Source organism: Luteimonas sp. GW821-FHT14E02 (assembly GCF_058803905.1).
In genome coordinates, this window is sequence record NZ_JBXAPK010000012.1 from 21,881 (window position 1) to 37,310 (window position 15,430).

The 15,430-nt window shown below is 65.5% G+C and carries 12 protein-coding genes and 1 tRNA gene; 4 read left to right on the forward strand and 9 right to left on the reverse strand.

Annotated features, from left to right (window positions below; all coding sequences use genetic code 11):
* Window positions 1-258: 258 nt before the first annotated feature.
* From AC1RNP_RS17025 to AC1RNP_RS17050, 6 genes are all read right to left on the reverse strand, one after another.
* Window positions 259-1,521, reverse strand: a complete 1,263-nt coding sequence (locus AC1RNP_RS17025) for a CynX/NimT family MFS transporter (RefSeq protein ID WP_493052474.1) — start codon at window positions 1,519-1,521, stop codon at window positions 259-261.
* Window positions 1,522-1,767: 246 nt separating this feature from the next.
* Window positions 1,768-2,898 carry a poly-beta-1,6-N-acetyl-D-glucosamine biosynthesis protein PgaD gene (gene pgaD, locus AC1RNP_RS17030; RefSeq protein ID WP_493052475.1) on the reverse strand — a complete coding sequence of 377 codons (1,131 nt, stop codon included), beginning with the start codon at window positions 2,896-2,898 and terminating at the stop codon, window positions 1,768-1,770.
* Window positions 2,895-4,142, reverse strand: a complete 1,248-nt coding sequence (gene pgaC, locus AC1RNP_RS17035) for a poly-beta-1,6-N-acetyl-D-glucosamine synthase (protein WP_493052477.1) — start codon at window positions 4,140-4,142, stop codon at window positions 2,895-2,897. The genes pgaD and pgaC overlap by 4 nt, the downstream gene beginning before the upstream one ends.
* Before the next feature lie 7 nt (window positions 4,143-4,149).
* Window positions 4,150-6,042, reverse strand: a complete 1,893-nt coding sequence (gene pgaB, locus AC1RNP_RS17040; RefSeq protein ID WP_493052478.1) for a poly-beta-1,6-N-acetyl-D-glucosamine N-deacetylase PgaB — start codon at window positions 6,040-6,042, stop codon at window positions 4,150-4,152.
* 4 nt (window positions 6,043-6,046) lie between these two features.
* Window positions 6,047-8,116, reverse strand: a complete 2,070-nt coding sequence (gene pgaA / locus AC1RNP_RS17045) for a poly-beta-1,6 N-acetyl-D-glucosamine export porin PgaA (protein ID WP_493052479.1) — start codon at window positions 8,114-8,116, stop codon at window positions 6,047-6,049.
* Between the two features lie 251 nt (window positions 8,117-8,367).
* A tRNA-Pro gene (locus AC1RNP_RS17050) sits at window positions 8,368-8,444 on the reverse strand.
* Between the two features lie 278 nt (window positions 8,445-8,722).
* Here AC1RNP_RS17050 and hisS point away from each other — a divergent pair.
* Genes hisS through AC1RNP_RS17065 form a run of 3 tightly spaced genes read left to right on the forward strand, consistent with a single transcriptional unit; the run spans window position 8,723 to window position 12,423 of the window.
* Entirely contained in the window at window positions 8,723-10,126 is a 1,404-nt protein-coding gene (hisS, locus tag AC1RNP_RS17055; protein ID WP_493052480.1) for a histidine--tRNA ligase, read from the forward strand.
* A gap of 13 nt (window positions 10,127-10,139) precedes the next feature.
* On the forward strand, window positions 10,140-12,026 hold the full coding sequence (locus AC1RNP_RS17060; protein WP_493052482.1) for an HAL/PAL/TAL family ammonia-lyase: 1,887 nt from the start codon (window positions 10,140-10,142) through the stop codon (window positions 12,024-12,026).
* A 25-nt stretch (window positions 12,027-12,051) separates the two neighbouring features.
* Complete coding sequence (locus AC1RNP_RS17065) at window positions 12,052-12,423, forward strand: hypothetical protein (RefSeq protein ID WP_493052483.1); 372 nt, start codon at window positions 12,052-12,054, stop codon at window positions 12,421-12,423.
* Between the two features lie 46 nt (window positions 12,424-12,469).
* Here the strand turns inward: AC1RNP_RS17065 and AC1RNP_RS17070 are convergent, their stop codons facing one another.
* From AC1RNP_RS17070 to AC1RNP_RS17080, 3 genes are read right to left on the reverse strand one after another with little or no spacing between them, the layout of a single operon-like run.
* A complete protein-coding gene (locus AC1RNP_RS17070; protein ID WP_493052485.1) occupies window positions 12,470-12,916 on the reverse strand; it encodes a DUF6691 family protein in 447 nt (148 codons plus the stop codon).
* Window positions 12,913-13,344, reverse strand: a complete 432-nt coding sequence (locus AC1RNP_RS17075; RefSeq protein ID WP_493052486.1) for a YeeE/YedE family protein — start codon at window positions 13,342-13,344, stop codon at window positions 12,913-12,915. Before AC1RNP_RS17075 ends, AC1RNP_RS17070 begins: the two co-directional genes overlap by 4 nt.
* Window positions 13,345-13,371: 27 nt before the next feature.
* Window positions 13,372-14,652, reverse strand: a complete 1,281-nt coding sequence (locus AC1RNP_RS17080; RefSeq protein WP_493052487.1) for an OmpP1/FadL family transporter — start codon at window positions 14,650-14,652, stop codon at window positions 13,372-13,374.
* Window positions 14,653-14,889: 237 nt separating this feature from the next.
* Between AC1RNP_RS17080 and AC1RNP_RS17085 the strand changes: the two genes are divergently transcribed.
* Window positions 14,890-15,219, forward strand: coding sequence for a YerC/YecD family TrpR-related protein (locus AC1RNP_RS17085; RefSeq protein ID WP_226468121.1), 330 nt, complete (start codon window positions 14,890-14,892; stop codon window positions 15,217-15,219).
* Window positions 15,220-15,430: the final 211 nt, after the last annotated feature.

The window sequence follows — 15,430 nt, forward strand, 5'->3', positions numbered from 1 at the left end:
CCGCGATGTGCCTAGACCCGAAGGGCGGCGGGCAGGAAGCCCGCCGTTTTCCGACCGAGCCATGGATGGCGAGTCGGAAAATCCTGGGGTTCAATCCGCCATGGGATTGCTGTGTCGAGAAAAGCGTTTTTCTTTGGTTCGTTTCTTTTGACGCTTATCAAAAGAAATGAACTCGCCCCTTCAGGGGCGAAACGCTCTTGCTTTCCCAAGACAAAAAAACCAAAAAACGAAACCCCCAACACAGAACCAAATCAACACCTACCAGGTGTCCTCCAGCATCCGCGGCCGCGATGCCATCCAACCGCCAATCAACAGTGCACCAACCGCGACCAAAAGCATCGCGAACGGCCACAGCCAGCCATGCGTATGCTCATGCAGCACGCCAAACAGCAGCGGCCCCAGGCAACTCAAGGCATAGCCCAGCCCCTGCATGAAACCGGACAATGCCGATGAACCCGCCGGTGTGCGCGTGCGCAGATTGATCAACGTCAATGCCAGCGGGAACGTCGATGGCCCGAGGCCGAGTAGGGCCACCCACAGCGCTGGCAGCAGCATCGGTGCGAATAACAGGCCGGCGAAGGCGGTCACGTGGCAGACGGCGCATCCGAGAATCAGCGGGAAGGGATTGCGCACGCGCACGGCCAGCGCCGGCATCCCGAGCGCGCTCAACAGGCCGAGCGTGGAGAACAGCGCCACCATCACCCCGCCGAAAGCGGGTGTGGCGCCGGCTTCGGTCAGCAGCTTCGGCAGCCAGGTGAACATCGAGTAGGTGATCAGCGAGGTGGTGCCGAACATCAGCGCCAGGCCCCAGGCGATCGGTGAACGCCAGGCCTTGCCGCGCGCGGGCGGAGCAGCCAGTTCGGGGGCTTCGTCGCCGTCCTTGCAGGCATGGTCGTGGACTTGCGCCAGCGCCGAGGACTTGCGACGTTCGGCGATCAGCACGCCGACCCACGGCACGGCGGCGACGAGCGCGGTCAAGGCCCAGATGCCCATCGACCAACGCCAGCCGGCGGCGTCGGCGAGCGGAACGGCGAGCAGTGCCGGCAGAATGGTGCCGGCCTGCAGCACGGTGAGGTAGATCGTGCTGATCGTGCCGACGCGATCGGCGAAATAGCGCTTCACCAACGGCGGCAACACCACGTTGCCGATGCCCATGCCGGCAAGGGCGATGATCGAGCCGAGCATGAGCACGCCGATGTTGCCGGCGAACGAGCGCAGGATTAGACCGGCCGCGGCCAGCAGCATCGACAGCAGTGCGGTGCGCTCCAGGCCGAGGCGGTGCGCGATCGAGGGTGTCGTCACGCCAAGCAGCGCGAACGAAGCGGTGGGCAGCATGCCGAAGACGCCGGCGACGGTGGCGCTGAACCCGAACGTGTGTCCCAACGAATCGAGTAGCGGTGTCAACGAAGTGACGGCCGTGCGCAGATTGAATGCCGACAACGCGATGCCGGCCAGCACCAGCGCCGCGCCCTTGACTTGAGGTGTTGCGGTGGCGCTGCGGGATGTCGTCAGGCGGGTCATGGGAAGAACTCGAATGCATCCGAGCAAGGATGGCCGTGGGTCACCCGACCATTCGTGACGGATACCGTCTATGCGATTGCACGGATACGCGGGAATCGCGCATCTGCGAGAAGAATTCGTCTGCGGGAGTCGGCCAAAGGGAGAATGGCCTGGAACACATCAGTATCAGTTTAACCGGAGGCGAGTGACGAACATGTCGGGAAAGCCGCAACGGAGTGTTGCGTGCTTCCCCATCGGAGCCCGAGGTCAGCGGTCCGGCGTAAATTCCACCGGCACAAGCACCGTCGATGCGACCGGCTTGCCGTTGCGCATGGCCGGCGTGAAGCGCCAGCGCATGACCGTGTCATGCGCAACGCGGTCGAGCTCGCGCACGCGGCTGCGACGCGCGAAGTCGACCTTCGTCGGTCTGCCATCCGGGCCGACCGTCACGCGCAACACCACCAGACCGCCTTCGCCGCCGCGCAACGCTTCGCGCGGGTAGGGCGGCTTCGGGCTCTGGCCCGGAATCGGCTTGGCCGCCACCGTCGTCGGGCGCGGCTTCTTGTCCTTTTTCTCTTTCTTCGGCTTCTTGGTCTCGGTCTGCTTGGCGACGGGCTTCTTCTCCGCCTGCGGCTCGACGGTGTTTTGCGGCGGCGTTTGCGCCTGCTGCGAAACCTGTGCCTGTCGCTGCGCCTCGACGATGACCGCCTGCAGCTCCTTGGTGGCTTCCGCGAACGCACTGGTGCCCTGCGGAACCGGGCGATGCAGGACCGGATCGGTATAGGTATGGGAGATCAGCACCAGCGCACCGACCGCGGAGGCGATCAGGAGCAGGCCCAACAGCACCAGCCAGCGGCTCGACTTCGCGCCCGGCAACAGCGTTCGCGATTCGGCGGGCGGAGCGGGTGGCAGGGAGGGCGTGGTCGGTGCGGTCGGCGCGACGGCCGTCACCGACAGCGGGAAGGCGCGTTCCTGATCCATGTGCAGGATCGAGATGCGGCCGCTGTTGAGCTCGGCGGCGATCTCCGGCGTCGCGTGCAGGGCGGCGGCGACGCGATCGAGCGTGACGTCGGCCTGCGGAGTCCGCCGTTCCTTGTCCTTGAAGCGCCAGCGGTTGTATTCCGCCCACAGGATCAGCAGGATTGTTGCTGCGATGGCGATCAGTGGCAGCGCCAGGATCAGGAACGGATCGATCTGGTGCTCGCGCAGGTACAGTTCGAAGATGGTGGTGCGGATGCCGAACAGCCACAGCACCAGTGTCAGCAGCGGCAGCCACAGATAGAGATACAGCGCCCAGAACGCGGCGGTGATGACACCGAAGAAAGAGCGGTGCAGGGCGGGCTGCGCACTGGGCTTGCTGATGATGCGCGGATCGAATTTTCCCCGGGCGGCGTTCATCGCACCCCCCGGTCCGGGCTGACCCAGGTCGCGCGTTGCCGGCGCCGCTTCAGCAGCGTCTTCGGCACGGCGGTGACCGTGGTGAGCAGGCTGAGCAGCCAGTACGCGATCGGATACCAGATCATCCAGTAGTAGTTGCGGCCGACGCGTGCTTCGTAGCGGCGGTCGATGATCAGGCTGGCCGCGAACTGGGTAAGGCAGACCATGGCCAGGATCACGCCATGCCACGACGGCAGGATGCTGCGCACTTCCAACTGCGCAGGCATCTGCACGAACAAGCCGATCGCCCACAGCAGCATGATGAACACCATGATGTAGGCCCAGATTACGCTGAGCAGGTATTCGAACAACACCAGCCACATGCGGCGCTTGCGCCAGCTCAGCAGATCGGCGCTGTGGCGCAGCATGACCTCCACGCCGCCCTGGGCCCAGCGCAGACGCTGTTTCCACAGGCCCTTGAGGGTTTCGGGCATCAGGATGAAGCACAGCGCGCGCGGCTCGTAGCGGATGTCCCAGTGGTCCATCTGCAGGCGCCAGCTGATGTCGATGTCCTCGGTGATCATGTCATCGGACCAGTAGCCGATGCGGTGCAGGGCGGTACGACGAAACGCGCTGATCACGCCCGAAACCGTGAACAGCCGTCCGTACACGCGCTGCGCGCGCTTGATCATGCCGATGATCGAGGAGAACTCGCCCACCTGCAGGCGGCCGAGCAGGGTGGAGCGGTTGCGGATGCGCGGATTGCCGGTCACCGCGCCCACGCGCGGTCCTGACATCAGATGCCACACCATCCAGTGCACGGCGTACTCGTCGAGCAGGGCGTCGCCGTCGATGCAGACCAGGTATTCCGAACGCGCCGCCAGCGCGCCCATGCGCATGGCGTTGGCCTTGCCGAGATTGCGGTCGAGGTGGACCACGCGCAGCCGTTCGTGCTGCGCGGCGAGCTGGTTGAGCTGTTCGGCGGTGTCGTCCTTGCTGCCATCGTTGATGGCGATGACTTCGAAGTCCGGATAGCGCTGCGCGAGCGCGGCGCTGATGGTCTCGCGGACTTGTTCACCCTCGTTGAAGCAGGGGATCAGGACCGAGACCAGCGGCGTGGATTCCAGAGGTGGTGGCTCGATGCGTGGCCGTTCTTTCCGCTCGCGACGGAAGTAGTAGTACAGACCGCCGGAAATCCAGAAGAAGGACATCACGATCGGGTACAGGAACGCGAACTGGAACAGCAGGGCAATCACCGGCGCCATCTTGGCTTTATCTCCTTAAGGGGTAGGGGAACCCGCGCGAGGAAATGATCTCGCGGGCCGTCTCCAGACGCGGCCTGTTGGCGATGAAATCATCGGGATACCAGGCCAGGTGGCGAACGCCCATCGCTTTCAGCTTGCGTGCCTGCTCGAGCAGGGTCTTGTCCGCGATCGGCTTGCGGCTGTTCCAGTCTACCGTCTGCAGTTCGAAGATGGTCTTGTCGAACTTTGGATCATGCTCGCCGACCATTTTCGCCAGGTGCTGCATCCAGCTCCACGGACGGTCGCCGCTGCCTTCCAGCCACGGCATCGCCATCAGCGCGGTGTAGTCGTAGTAACGGTTGAACGTGCCCAGTCGCTGCGCAAACCAGGCCTCGCTGGCGGGATCGAGTACCGTGCGCGCGTACAGATTGCGCACCGTCTTCAGCTTCGAGCGCCAGTGTTCGGCCGTGTTCCTCAGATCAAGCGTGAAATCGATCAGCGCCTGCGTGCGCTTCGCGGGATCGTTGCCCAGCGCGGGCAGTTCGTTGTCGCGCAGGAACGCATCGTCATGGAACAGCAGGCCCTGGAAGCTGCTGCTGGCGGCCATTTCATCGTAGATGCCTTCGATGATCTTGCGCGCTTCCGGCTTGGTGAAATCGAGGCGATAGACGTCCTTGGCATCGGCATTGGCGATGCCGAGCTCGCGGCGCTTGTCCGCATCCGGCAGTTCGAAGCCGAGCACCGGCAGCCAGGCATAGACTTGGGTTTGCGCGCGCGTCTGCAATTGCCAGGCGACGAAGCTGAAGAGATCGGCGCGCATCGGCAGATGGCTGTTCGGGAAGTACAGCGCGTCGGCGGAGCCGTTGCCGTCGGGGTCGGCGAAGGCCTGCAGGAACACGTAGTTCGGCCCGATCTGCTTGATGCGTTCGATCAGCGCGTCGATGTTGCGTGACTGCTGCTGCGGGTCGGCGTCATAGACGGCGTCCAGATCCACCTGCACGGCGCGGATGCCGTCCAGGCGCAGGTCGCGACGCAGGTCGACGGCCAGATCGGCGGCGGTCGGATTGTTGGTGATCAGCAGGCGGCCGAGGCCTTCCAGCCCATGATCGAGCCAGGTCGTGCGGCCTTCGAGGTCGAAGGTCGCGCCCATGCCCAACTCCTTGGAAATATCGTTGGCGACACCGTTCTCGGCGCCATAGGGCCAGACCAGCGAACGCGGCGCGTGGCCGAGGTGCTGCTTGATCTTGTCGCGGCTGCGGGCGAGGTCGGCGCCGATGCGGGCACGATAGGCGTCCTCGTCCTCATATTTGCCATTGGCCGAGTCGTAGAGCAGGGTGACCGCCGCCGGACGCTGGTTGCCCTGCGGGTTGGCCAGCAGGCCCTGGTGCATGTTGTCCGTATGCGATGCGACCTCGACCAGCCCGGAGGCCTGCATTTCGCGCAGCTGTTCCCAGGTGACGAAATCGTCGTGACCCATCGGGCGGCTGAACTGCACGGTCTGGCCTTGCGGCAGGTCGACCCATGCCGTGATCACGGCGACCAATGCCGGATAGTTGTAGGCGCGCAGCAACGGGAACACCTTGCTGTACACGCTGCGCAGGCCGTCGTCGAAGGTGAGCAGCACCGGTTTGCTCGGCAGCTTGGCGCGGCCGGCCGAGGCGTCGATCACCTGCTGCAGGCTCACCGGGTGATAGCCCTGCGCGTTGAGCCAGTCGAGGTGGCCGATGAAGTTCTGGGTGCTGATCGCGAACTGGTCGGGGTCGCCGTGCGGTGCGACGTCGTCGCGCACGTCGTGATAGTTCAGCACCAGCAGCGGCTCCGGCTGCGTGGGCGTTTCGACCGCAGCCGCGATACCGACGGGCAGCAAGCCGAGCAGCAGCAACAGCAGGCCGAGCGGTCTCAGGAAACGATGACGATGCATGATCTTATTTACCCCAACGGAATTCGGCATCGAAGCCAAAGTGACGCTCACGCTGCCCGTCGTAGACCGGGCGCGACCAGTTGACGCCGTAGACCAGCACCTGGCCGGTCGCGAACTGCCATTCGTGTTCGTAGCGGAGCGATGGCACCCAGGCGGTTCCGTAATCCTCCTGCCAGTAAGGCCCGACCGTCACCGTCAGGCGATGGCGGAAATAGCGCTCGTATTCGCGCCAGACGATCTGATCGGCGCGCACGCCGAATTCCATCGAGGCGTCGCGCGAGGGATTGAAGTAGGGCGCGTCGTCGCGCGTGCCGCGGCTGGTGTAGATCGAGGCCAGGCCGTTGAGCAGGAAGTGCGGTCGCGTGACCAGGCGCTGGTCGAGGTTCACGCCCAGCGACTGGCGGCGGTTGCCGTCGTCGAAACGATAGGCCTGCGCACTGGCCTGCACCGTGGTGAGTTCGCTCGGATGCCAATTGGCGGAGAGCGCGGCGGAGTCGGCGGTGATGCCGAATGCGCGCGCCTGCAGGGAGGCTTCCGGGTCGTACTTGCGCAGGGTCAGGCCGGCGTCGAAGACGTCGCTGAAGCGCCAGCCGACATCGAGGCTGGCGCCGGTGTTGTCGAGATCATCGTGGGAGCGGTTGGCCTGCAGATGCACGTCGAGGCGGTCGTAGGTGTAGCGCACACCGGCCGCGCCGCGGCGATCGTGGATGCGGCGGTCGTTGAAGTCGGCGTAGCGGTCGACGTAGCCGGCGGTGAGGCGCCAGCGATCGCCCAGCAGCGGAGTTTCCGCCTCGATGCCATAGACGCCGTCGCGCGAACCGACCGGCGAGACGTCCTGGTTGCCGTTACTGTCGCTGCGGCCCCAGGCCGCGAATGCGCGCCACTGCCAGCCCACATCACGGTTCCAGCGGTCACGCAGGGTGCGCGACTGCAAGGTGTCTGGGTAGACCGTCTGCAGTTCGTTGTAGATCGGCCGGGCCTGTTCGACGCGCTGCAATTCCAGCAGTGATTCGACCTGTCCGGCGCGGGCGTCGACGCTCTGCGGATCGAGCGTGCTGGCGATGCGATGCCGCTCCAGCGCCCGCTCGTGCCAGCCGCGACGGTCGTAGACCGAGCCCAGCGAGGATTGCACGCCGGAATCTTCTGGCCCATAGGCGCTCATGGTTTCCAGCGTCTTCTGCGCGCCGGCCAGGTCGCCGGCATAGGAGCGCACCATCGTTTCGTTGACTTCGGCGTGGTAGCGATCCCAGTTCTCGTAGGGAAGAGGGGCGCCGGGCACGGTGCGCCAGTCGGGATTCGCCTCGACCAGCGCCTTGAGCTCGGGCTGGGCGAGATCGAAGCGCTCGGCCTCCATGAGCGCGTAGGCGTGCATGATCTTGTACTGGACTTTCTTCGGATTGTCGTCCGGGATCGCCTCGATGGCTTTTTCCAGGACCGGAATCGCTTCCTTCGGCCGCTTCTGATCCATCAGCGAGGCGCCGATCGGGATCATCGCGTAGCCCGGGATGTCATGCCCCTCGGCGCGCAGCTTCTCGTATTCCTCGACCACCTCGCGGTGGCGCTCGAGCCGGTTGAGCAGGTCCAGCCGGTCGTAGCGCATGCGCAGCGGCATTTGCGATGCATCGATCCCGGCACGCTTGAGATAGTCCTGATTGGCTGCTTCGACGGCGCGTGCCTCCTCGAGGCGCCGGGTTTCGTCGGCGACGAAGTATTCGCTGGCGGAGGTCAGCCGCGCCAGGCGGTCGAGCTCGATGCGCTGTGCCTCCTCGGCGCTGAACAGCTGCGGCTTGGCCTGGTACAGCTGCCAGGCGCGCTCACGGGAGCCGATCTCGCTCAGGGTGTGGACGCGCAGCACGTAGAGCGCGTCGTCGTCCGGATACTTGGCCGCGGTCTGCTCGATCAGGGCAAGGGCGGGGAGCCACTGTTTCTGGTCGCGCAGTTGCCGGATCTCGGAAAGAGCGCTGTCCAGGCGCGAGGGTTGGTCGGTGCCGGACTGCGCCCAGGCAGGCGAGGCGGCAGCGGTCACGAGCGCAACCGCCAGTGCGAGGCGGCACATCGATGGAAAAGTCGGCATTGGAGCCCCAGCGTGTTGCGGCGAGTTATGAAATGCGACTTGAGTCACACAATTCGTCAGGGTAAGCCAGAAATCGTCAACGAAGTCTGAACTTAGGCTTCCGAATCTTCACAAACATGAACCACTTGACGCCTGGATATCGTCACACGACCGGCGTGAGCGCGCAGAGAACACAATCACAGAGCCGCGCCCTGGGTAGACGCGTGGATACGCGTCCGTGGGATTCGAAGGGCGGGAGGAAATCAAGAAGATGGTCGGGGAGACAGGATTCGAACCTGCGACCTCTACGTCCCGAACGTAGCGCTCTACCAGACTGAGCTACACCCCGACTTGGGTGAGCCGCGCATTGTAGAGATGCGGGGTGGGGTCGGGCAAGCGTTCGTTCGCATTCCGGTGCCGGCGGGCAGATCGCGGGGTTCGATCCGCCGCCGCGGATGCGGGGTGCGTCGCCCTTGCACGGGTTCCGTCGGCGTCGGCAGCCGCATTGATTCTCATGCCTCCGCGCGGGATGCGGCGCATGTCTGGCCGGCGTCATGCCAAGCGCGAGCCCCGCGACGTTAAACTGTAGGGAGCAATGCGCAGACGATCTGCGCCGGAGTCTTCCCCTTGATCAAGCCACGCACGCCCCCGGGCGTCCTGGAGCTGTTGCCCCGCGACCAGATCGCGTTCCAGCGCATGCTCGACACCATCCGCACCACGTTCGAGCGTTTCGGCTTCCTGCCGGTGGAGACGCCGGTGTTCGAGCTGTCGGAAGTGCTGCTGACCAAGTCGGGCGGCGAGACCGAGCGGCAGGTGTATTTCGTGCAGTCCACCGGCGCGCTCGAAAAGGCCGGTGACGGTTTGCCGGAGCGTGCTTTTCCAGAGCTCGCGCTGCGCTTCGATCTCACCGTGCCGCTGGCGCGTTACGTCGCCGAACACGAGCACGAACTGGCGTTTCCGTTCCGCCGCTACCAGATGCAGCGCGTCTACCGCGGCGAGCGCGCGCAGCGCGGTCGCTTCCGCGAGTTCTACCAGTGCGATATCGACGTGATCGGCAAGGACGCGCTGTCGCCGCGCTACGATGCCGAGATTCCCGCGGTGATCCATGCCGTGTTCTCCGCCTTGAACATCGGCGAGTTCACCATCCAGCTCAATCACCGCAAGCTGCTGCGCGGTTTCTTCGAGGGGCAGGGCATCGCCGACGATCAGCAGGTGGCGGTGCTGCGCGAGATCGACAAGCTCGACAAGCGCGGTGAGGATGCGGTGCGGGCGACGCTGGCCGGAGAGGGCTTCGGCCTGTCCGGCGAGGTGATCGACCGCCTGATGGCATTCTCGCGCGTGCGCTCCAACGGCCATGACGACGCGCTGGCGAAGCTCGACGCGCTCGGCGCCGGAACGCCGCTGTTCGAGGAAGGCCGCGACGAATTGCGCGCGCTGCTGCAGCGGCTGCGCGCGATGGGCGTGCCGGAATCCAATTACGCGATCAACCTGTCGATCGCGCGCGGCCTCGATTACTACACCGGCATGGTGTACGAGACGCAGCTTGATGCGCATCCGCAGATCGGCTCGATCTGCTCCGGTGGCCGCTACGACAATCTCGCCAGCCACTACAGCAAGTCGAAGCTGCCGGGTGTCGGCATCTCGATCGGCCTGACGCGCCTGTTCTGGCAGCTGCGCGAAGCGGGCCTGATCGCGACCGCGGAAAGCTCCGTGGACGTGCTGGTTTCGCTGCTCGACGACTCCGCGCTCGATCACGCATTGGCCTTGTCGCAGCGCTTGCGCGCCGCCGGGCTCAATGTCGAAACCCAGCAGGAGCCGCGCAAGCTGGCGAAGCAGTTGCAGTACGCCGATCGCGCCGGCATCCGATTCGTGGTGATCCGCGGCGAGGACGAGGCCGCGAAGGGCGTGGTGACGGTGCGCGATCTGCGCCGCGGCGAACAGTTCGAGGTGGCCGACGCCGAGATCGCCTCGGCGCTGCGCACCGAGCTGGAGCAGGCCAAGCTGCAACTACGCGTATCGCCACAATCCTGAGGATGAGGTCCCGATGAAAGCGATTCGACTCGACGGACGCTCGCTCACGCGCGCGCAGCTGTGCGCGGTGGCGCATGGCGCGCAGGTGGCGTTGGATGAGGGCGCGCTGACGGCGGTGGCCCGCGCAGCGGACTTCCTCGCCGAACAGGTGCGCCGCGAAGAACCGATCTACGGTGTCTCGACCGGCTTCGGCAGCAACGCCGACAAGCTGCTGGGTGCGCATCCGCTGCGCGACGAGTTGCCCGGTGCCATGCCTTCCGGCCGCTCGCTGCACAAGGAATTGCAGCAGAAGTTGATCGTTACGCATGCGGTCTGTGTCGGTGAGCCGCTCGCGGCCGAGGTGGTGCGCGCGATGCTCTGCATCCGCATCAACACGCTGCTGCACGGCCATTCCGGCATCCGCGTGCAGACGCTGCAGGCGCTGGCGGCGATGCTCAACGCCGGGATCGTGCCGGTGGTGCCGGCGCTGGGTTCGGTAGGCGCATCCGGCGATCTCGCGCCGCTGTCGCATCTGGCGATCGTGCTGCTGGGCGGCGGTGAGGCGTTCTACGGCGGCGAGCGCATCCCCGGCGCCGAAGCGCTGCGTTGTGCCGGTCTGGAACCGGTGTCGCTGTCCTACAAGGAAGGCCTGGCGCTGAACAACGGCACCGCGCAGATGCTTGCAAGCGGTGTGCTTGCGGTGCAGCGGATGGAAGAGTTGCTCGACACCGCCGATCTCGCCGCGGCGATGACCATCGATGCCTTCGCGGGACGCCTTGGCGCGTTCGCCGAGGAAGTGCATGCGTTGCGTCCGCATCCGGGACAGGTGCATGTGGCGGCGCATCTGCGCGAGCTGCTCGGCGGTTCCACGCTCGCGGACATCCCGTATCACCTGGTGCCGCGCTTCCGGCAATGGCTGCCGACCAGCTGGGACACGCCAGAGGCGCAACAACTCAGCTTCGACATCGGCTGGGATTGGGTGCCGTTCGGCCAGCGTCACGGCCGCGAGAAGTTCTACAAGCGCTTCAAGCCGTTCCGCGGCGGCAAGAAGCATCAGCCGCAGGACAGTTATTCGTTGCGTTGCATCCCGCAGGTGCACGGCGCGGTGCGCGATGCGGTGGCGCAGGCCAAACGCGTGCTCGACATCGAACTCAACGCGGTCACCGACAATCCGCTGGTGTTCCCGGACAAGCAGGCCGAGCACGTCGAACAGCAGGTGATCTCCGCGGGCCATTTCCATGGCATGCCGCTGGCGCTGGCGATGAGCTACGTGAAGGCGGCGATCCCGGTGCTGGCCTCGATCAGCGAGCGCCGCCTCAACAAGCTGGTCGATCCGGCCACCAACGACGGCCTGCCGGCGTTCCTGATCGGCAACGAGGACGGCACCGAATCCGGCTTCATGATCGTGCAGTACACCGCGGCGGCGATCGTCAATGATCTCGCCAGCCGCGCGCATCCAGCCAGCGTGTACTCGATTCCGACATCGGCCAATGCGGAAGACCACGTCTCGATGGGCGCCAACGAGGCGCGTCACGTGCTGGCGATGGCCGACGACCTCGGCAAGGTGCTCGCGCTCGAACTGATGACCGCCGCGCAGGCGCTCGATCTGCGCCGCGACATGATCAATGCCGCACGCGACCTTGCCGATCGCGCCGACGCCCGCACGTTCGCTGCGAAGGTGCAGGGCGGTCCGGCGCCGGATCACCCCGACTACGCCGGTTTCCTCGCCGAAGTGGAAGCGCTGCGTGTGGAGCTGGCCGCCGCCGACGCCTTCCACCCGGGCGCCGCGGTGGCGACCGCGCATGCGGTGATCCGTGGCGGGATCGCCTTCCTCGACCAGGACCGCGCGCTCGACGGCGACGTGGCGACGGCGGTGCGGCTGGTCGCCGACGACACGGTTCTCACGGCCCTGCACGCATGATCGGATCACACGAGGCCGTCTCGCCATGAACTTGACGCTGCACTACGGCTGGTTGGGCGTGCTGGAGGCCGGCGCGATCGCGTTCGCGATCGGAGCGGTGATCTGCCTGATCTGGCGGCCGCTGTGTCGCTTGATGGGATTGGATACCGGCCACGTCATCGGTTGGGCGTCCTTCGCGTCGGTGCTGATCGGCGCCGGGATCGATCTGCGGCTTCTGGTGTCGCTGTTCTTCGTCAATCCAGGCTCGCCGGCCTATGCGCAGCAGGCGCTGGCCGGCATCCACGATCCCGATCGCCTGGGGTTGCGTGTGTTGCTCGAAATTATCGGCGCGTTGACGGGGGTCGTGCTGGTCTGGCTGGCCTACGAGCAGCTCGGAAAGCAGCGCCCGCGCGACTGATCGGGTTGTCGCGGATGGCGTGATCGCTGAGGCGCGGTCGTCACGATCAAGAGGTTCCGTTCGCGCCGCCGGCTCTCAATCGACATGCCAGCGCGCCCGCCAGCAGGGACGGCAGGAACAGGGCGGCCTCGCGACTGCTGCCGGGCAGGGCGGCGAGCAGGGCGATCGCGGGTCCCGGGCAGTAACCACTCAATCCCCAGCCAAGACCGAACAACACGGCGCCGATCGCCAGCGGGCGATCGATGCGGGTGGCGAGTGGCAGTTCGAAGGAGGTCGCCAGCAACGGCGCCCGGCGCCGCAGGATCAACGGAAACAGGACGCCGGCGACTCCGACCGCACCGCCCAGCACGAACAGGAGGCTAGGGTCCCAGTGGCCGCCCAGGTCGAGGAATCCCAGCACCTTCTCCGGCAGCGTCATGCCCGACAACGCCAGCCCGGCGCCGAACACCAGGCCCGCGGCGAAGACGGCGGATAGCGTGCGTGATGCGCTCATCCCAGCCATTCCGGAAGATGACGCAGCACGCTCGCCGTCAGCAGGCCGATGCCAAGGAAGATCCCGGTCGCGACCAGCGAGCGCGGCGAGCGGCGCGCCAGCCCGCAGACGCCGTGGCCACTGGTGCAGCCATTGCTCATGGCCGTGCCGTATCCCACCAGCAGACCCGAGACGATCAGAAGCCAGGCCGGCATGCCGGTACGACTGAGTGGCGCCGGCATGCCGAGCCGATACAGCAGCGCGGCGCCCGCGATCAGGCCAAGCAGGAACAGGGCGCGCCAGGCGAACTCGAAACCGCGCGACAGCGGCAGTCTGCCGACGATCCCGCTGATGCCGGCGATGCGACCAAGCGCGAGCAGCAGCCAGCTCGCGCCGGCGCCGATCAGCAGGCCACCCAGCAGGGCGCTCACGGGTGTGAATGAAGCCATCAGCGGAAGCTCGTCAGGAAGTGCGGGCTACAGTTTCCACGCATACGCGAAACCTAACGAATCCTCGCTCAGCTGGATGTCCGCTTCGCCGCCACCGAACGGCTGCGGGATCGAGCCGCGCCCGTTTACTTCCTGCTCGAACGCGTGGCTGTAGAAGATGCTGAACTCACCGCGTTCGCCGGTCTGCCAGGTGGCGCCAAGGCTGAGCTGATCCTGCACCACGCCGGGCGCGAGGATGTTGAAGAAGGTCTGATCGTCGGGGATTGGCTGCTCCGCATGACTGAATCCGGCCCGCAACGTGAGCTTCGGCGAATAGTCGTAGCTGGCGGCGATCTTGTAGACATCGATGTCGCGCCAGCCGAAGCCCGGGCCTTGTTTTCCGCCCAGGGGCTGACCTTGCAACAGCGGTGCCAGCGAATTCCCGACGGATTTGGTTTTCGAGTAATAGATGCGTTGCACGTCGGCCAGCAACGTCAGTTTGTCTGTGGCGCGGAACGCGGCGCCGATACTGGCGTTTTGCGGAATGTCGAAGCCGCCGTTCTGGGCGAACAGGCCTTCGTAGTCGTCGAAATGGCCTTCGATCTTCGAGGCCCAGGTCGCGCCGAAGCTCAAGCGTTCGTCGAGGAAGCGGCCGGTCCAGCCCAGGCGCACGCCCACGCCGGTGGAGGTGGAATAATCGTTGCCGGTGAGCTTGTCCGGCGCCTGCGATGCACCTGCGAATCCTTCCAGCCCTTTCGCGTAGAAGCGCTGCACGGCGAAGTTCAGGCCGATGCCGATCGACTGCTGCTCGCCTACCCGGAAGGCCAGGGATGGCGTGAGGAAGATCTGCTGCAGGTTCACGCCCGCCGAGCCCCGGGCACCGAAGGCGCGATAGGGATTGCGGCGGTAATCGGTATTCATGCCGCCGTTGCCGGTGAGCGAGAGACCGAAGGACACATCATCGTTGATGCGATGGGTGTAGCCGGCTTCGGGCAATAAGAAATATTCGCGCGCGTTGCCGGAATACGCGCCGTCGGCGCCGAACGCGTTGCCTTCGATCGTCGACGAGCGATCAGGGCGGAATACGGTCAGCCCGACATCGACACGGTCACCGACGAACAGGATGCCGGCCGGATTGATGAAGCCGGCCAGCGAATCGACCGGGAATGCGGTGCCGGCGCCGCCCAGGCCGTTCGACTTCACGCTGGGGCCGTTGCTGAAGTAGCCGTTGGTGGCGATGGCGCTGAAGGGCAGTGATGCCATCGCCAGGGCGAGAACGCCCAGTCCACGCGCGCCCTTGCGGCGCGGCAGGAATGCCGACGTTTGCATGTGGAACCTCTGTTTACGACGTGGGGAATTCCGATATAGCCGCGTGCGTGAGTCCCTCCAAACCATTGTTTTGCATCAGGACAGAAGACGTGGGTATATGTGCTTGATTTTGTTCAGAGACGTGAGGGGTATGAGAAATCCATCGCCCGGGCCAACACCTGCTGTCGGGTCGGAATCGCCGGCTTGACGAGTCCATTTTCATGAATTAATGTATTAGCACGCTAATACATTAATTCAATGAAACAACGACTCGAACCCCTGCCGGAACGCGATGCCGATGCCTCTTTCAAGGCGCTGGCGCGGACGCTTGCCAGCCTGAGCCGTCCGCAGGACGTCGCCGCCTTCCTGGAAGACCTGTGCACGCCGGCCGAGATCGAAGCCATGGTCGATCGCTGGCGGGTGGTGCCGCTGCTGCTGGAAGGCGTGCCGTACCGGGAAATCCACGAACGCACCCAGGTCAGCGTGACGACCATCGGCCGGGTCGCGCGCACGCTCGAGCGCGGCGCCGGCGGCTATGCCATCGCGGCGCGTCAGCTGCCGTCTTCGCGCCAGAAAGCGTCGCACTGAGGAAGCTCCTATTTATGCGTTGCCCATGGCCCGCGTTGTCCCGGAATGGCCGTCAGGTGGTGTTGTGCGGTGCCGCGCCTTGCTGCCTGCAAGGTCAAGCCGCGCGGCGTCGCATGGCGGCCATTCCGGGACAACCCGAAGGGCCGGGACTGTCCGCGCGCAGTGCAGCGTCATCACTCGGTCGTGGATCGGCATCCACTCCCTCACTCTT

Coding starts and splice junctions, on each gene's coding strand:
- AC1RNP_RS17075 (WP_493052486.1), bottom strand. CDS start 13,344: ATGGCTTCATTCACACCCGTGAGCGCCCTGCTGGGTGGCCTGCTGATC.
- pgaA (WP_493052479.1), bottom strand. CDS start 8,116: ATGCCGACTTTTCCATCGATGTGCCGCCTCGCACTGGCGGTTGCGCTC.
- AC1RNP_RS17070 (WP_493052485.1), bottom strand. CDS start 12,916: ATGAGCGCATCACGCACGCTATCCGCCGTCTTCGCCGCGGGCCTGGTG.
- pgaB (WP_493052478.1), bottom strand. CDS start 6,042: ATGCATCGTCATCGTTTCCTGAGACCGCTCGGCCTGCTGTTGCTGCTG.
- AC1RNP_RS17085 (WP_226468121.1), top strand. CDS start 14,890: ATGAAACAACGACTCGAACCCCTGCCGGAACGCGATGCCGATGCCTCT.
- AC1RNP_RS17060 (WP_493052482.1), top strand. CDS start 10,140: ATGAAAGCGATTCGACTCGACGGACGCTCGCTCACGCGCGCGCAGCTG.
- pgaC (WP_493052477.1), bottom strand. CDS start 4,142: ATGGCGCCGGTGATTGCCCTGCTGTTCCAGTTCGCGTTCCTGTACCCG.
- AC1RNP_RS17025 (WP_493052474.1), bottom strand. CDS start 1,521: ATGACCCGCCTGACGACATCCCGCAGCGCCACCGCAACACCTCAAGTC.
- AC1RNP_RS17065 (WP_493052483.1), top strand. CDS start 12,052: ATGAACTTGACGCTGCACTACGGCTGGTTGGGCGTGCTGGAGGCCGGC.
- pgaD (WP_493052475.1), bottom strand. CDS start 2,898: ATGAACGCCGCCCGGGGAAAATTCGATCCGCGCATCATCAGCAAGCCC.
- AC1RNP_RS17080 (WP_493052487.1), bottom strand. CDS start 14,652: ATGCAAACGTCGGCATTCCTGCCGCGCCGCAAGGGCGCGCGTGGACTG.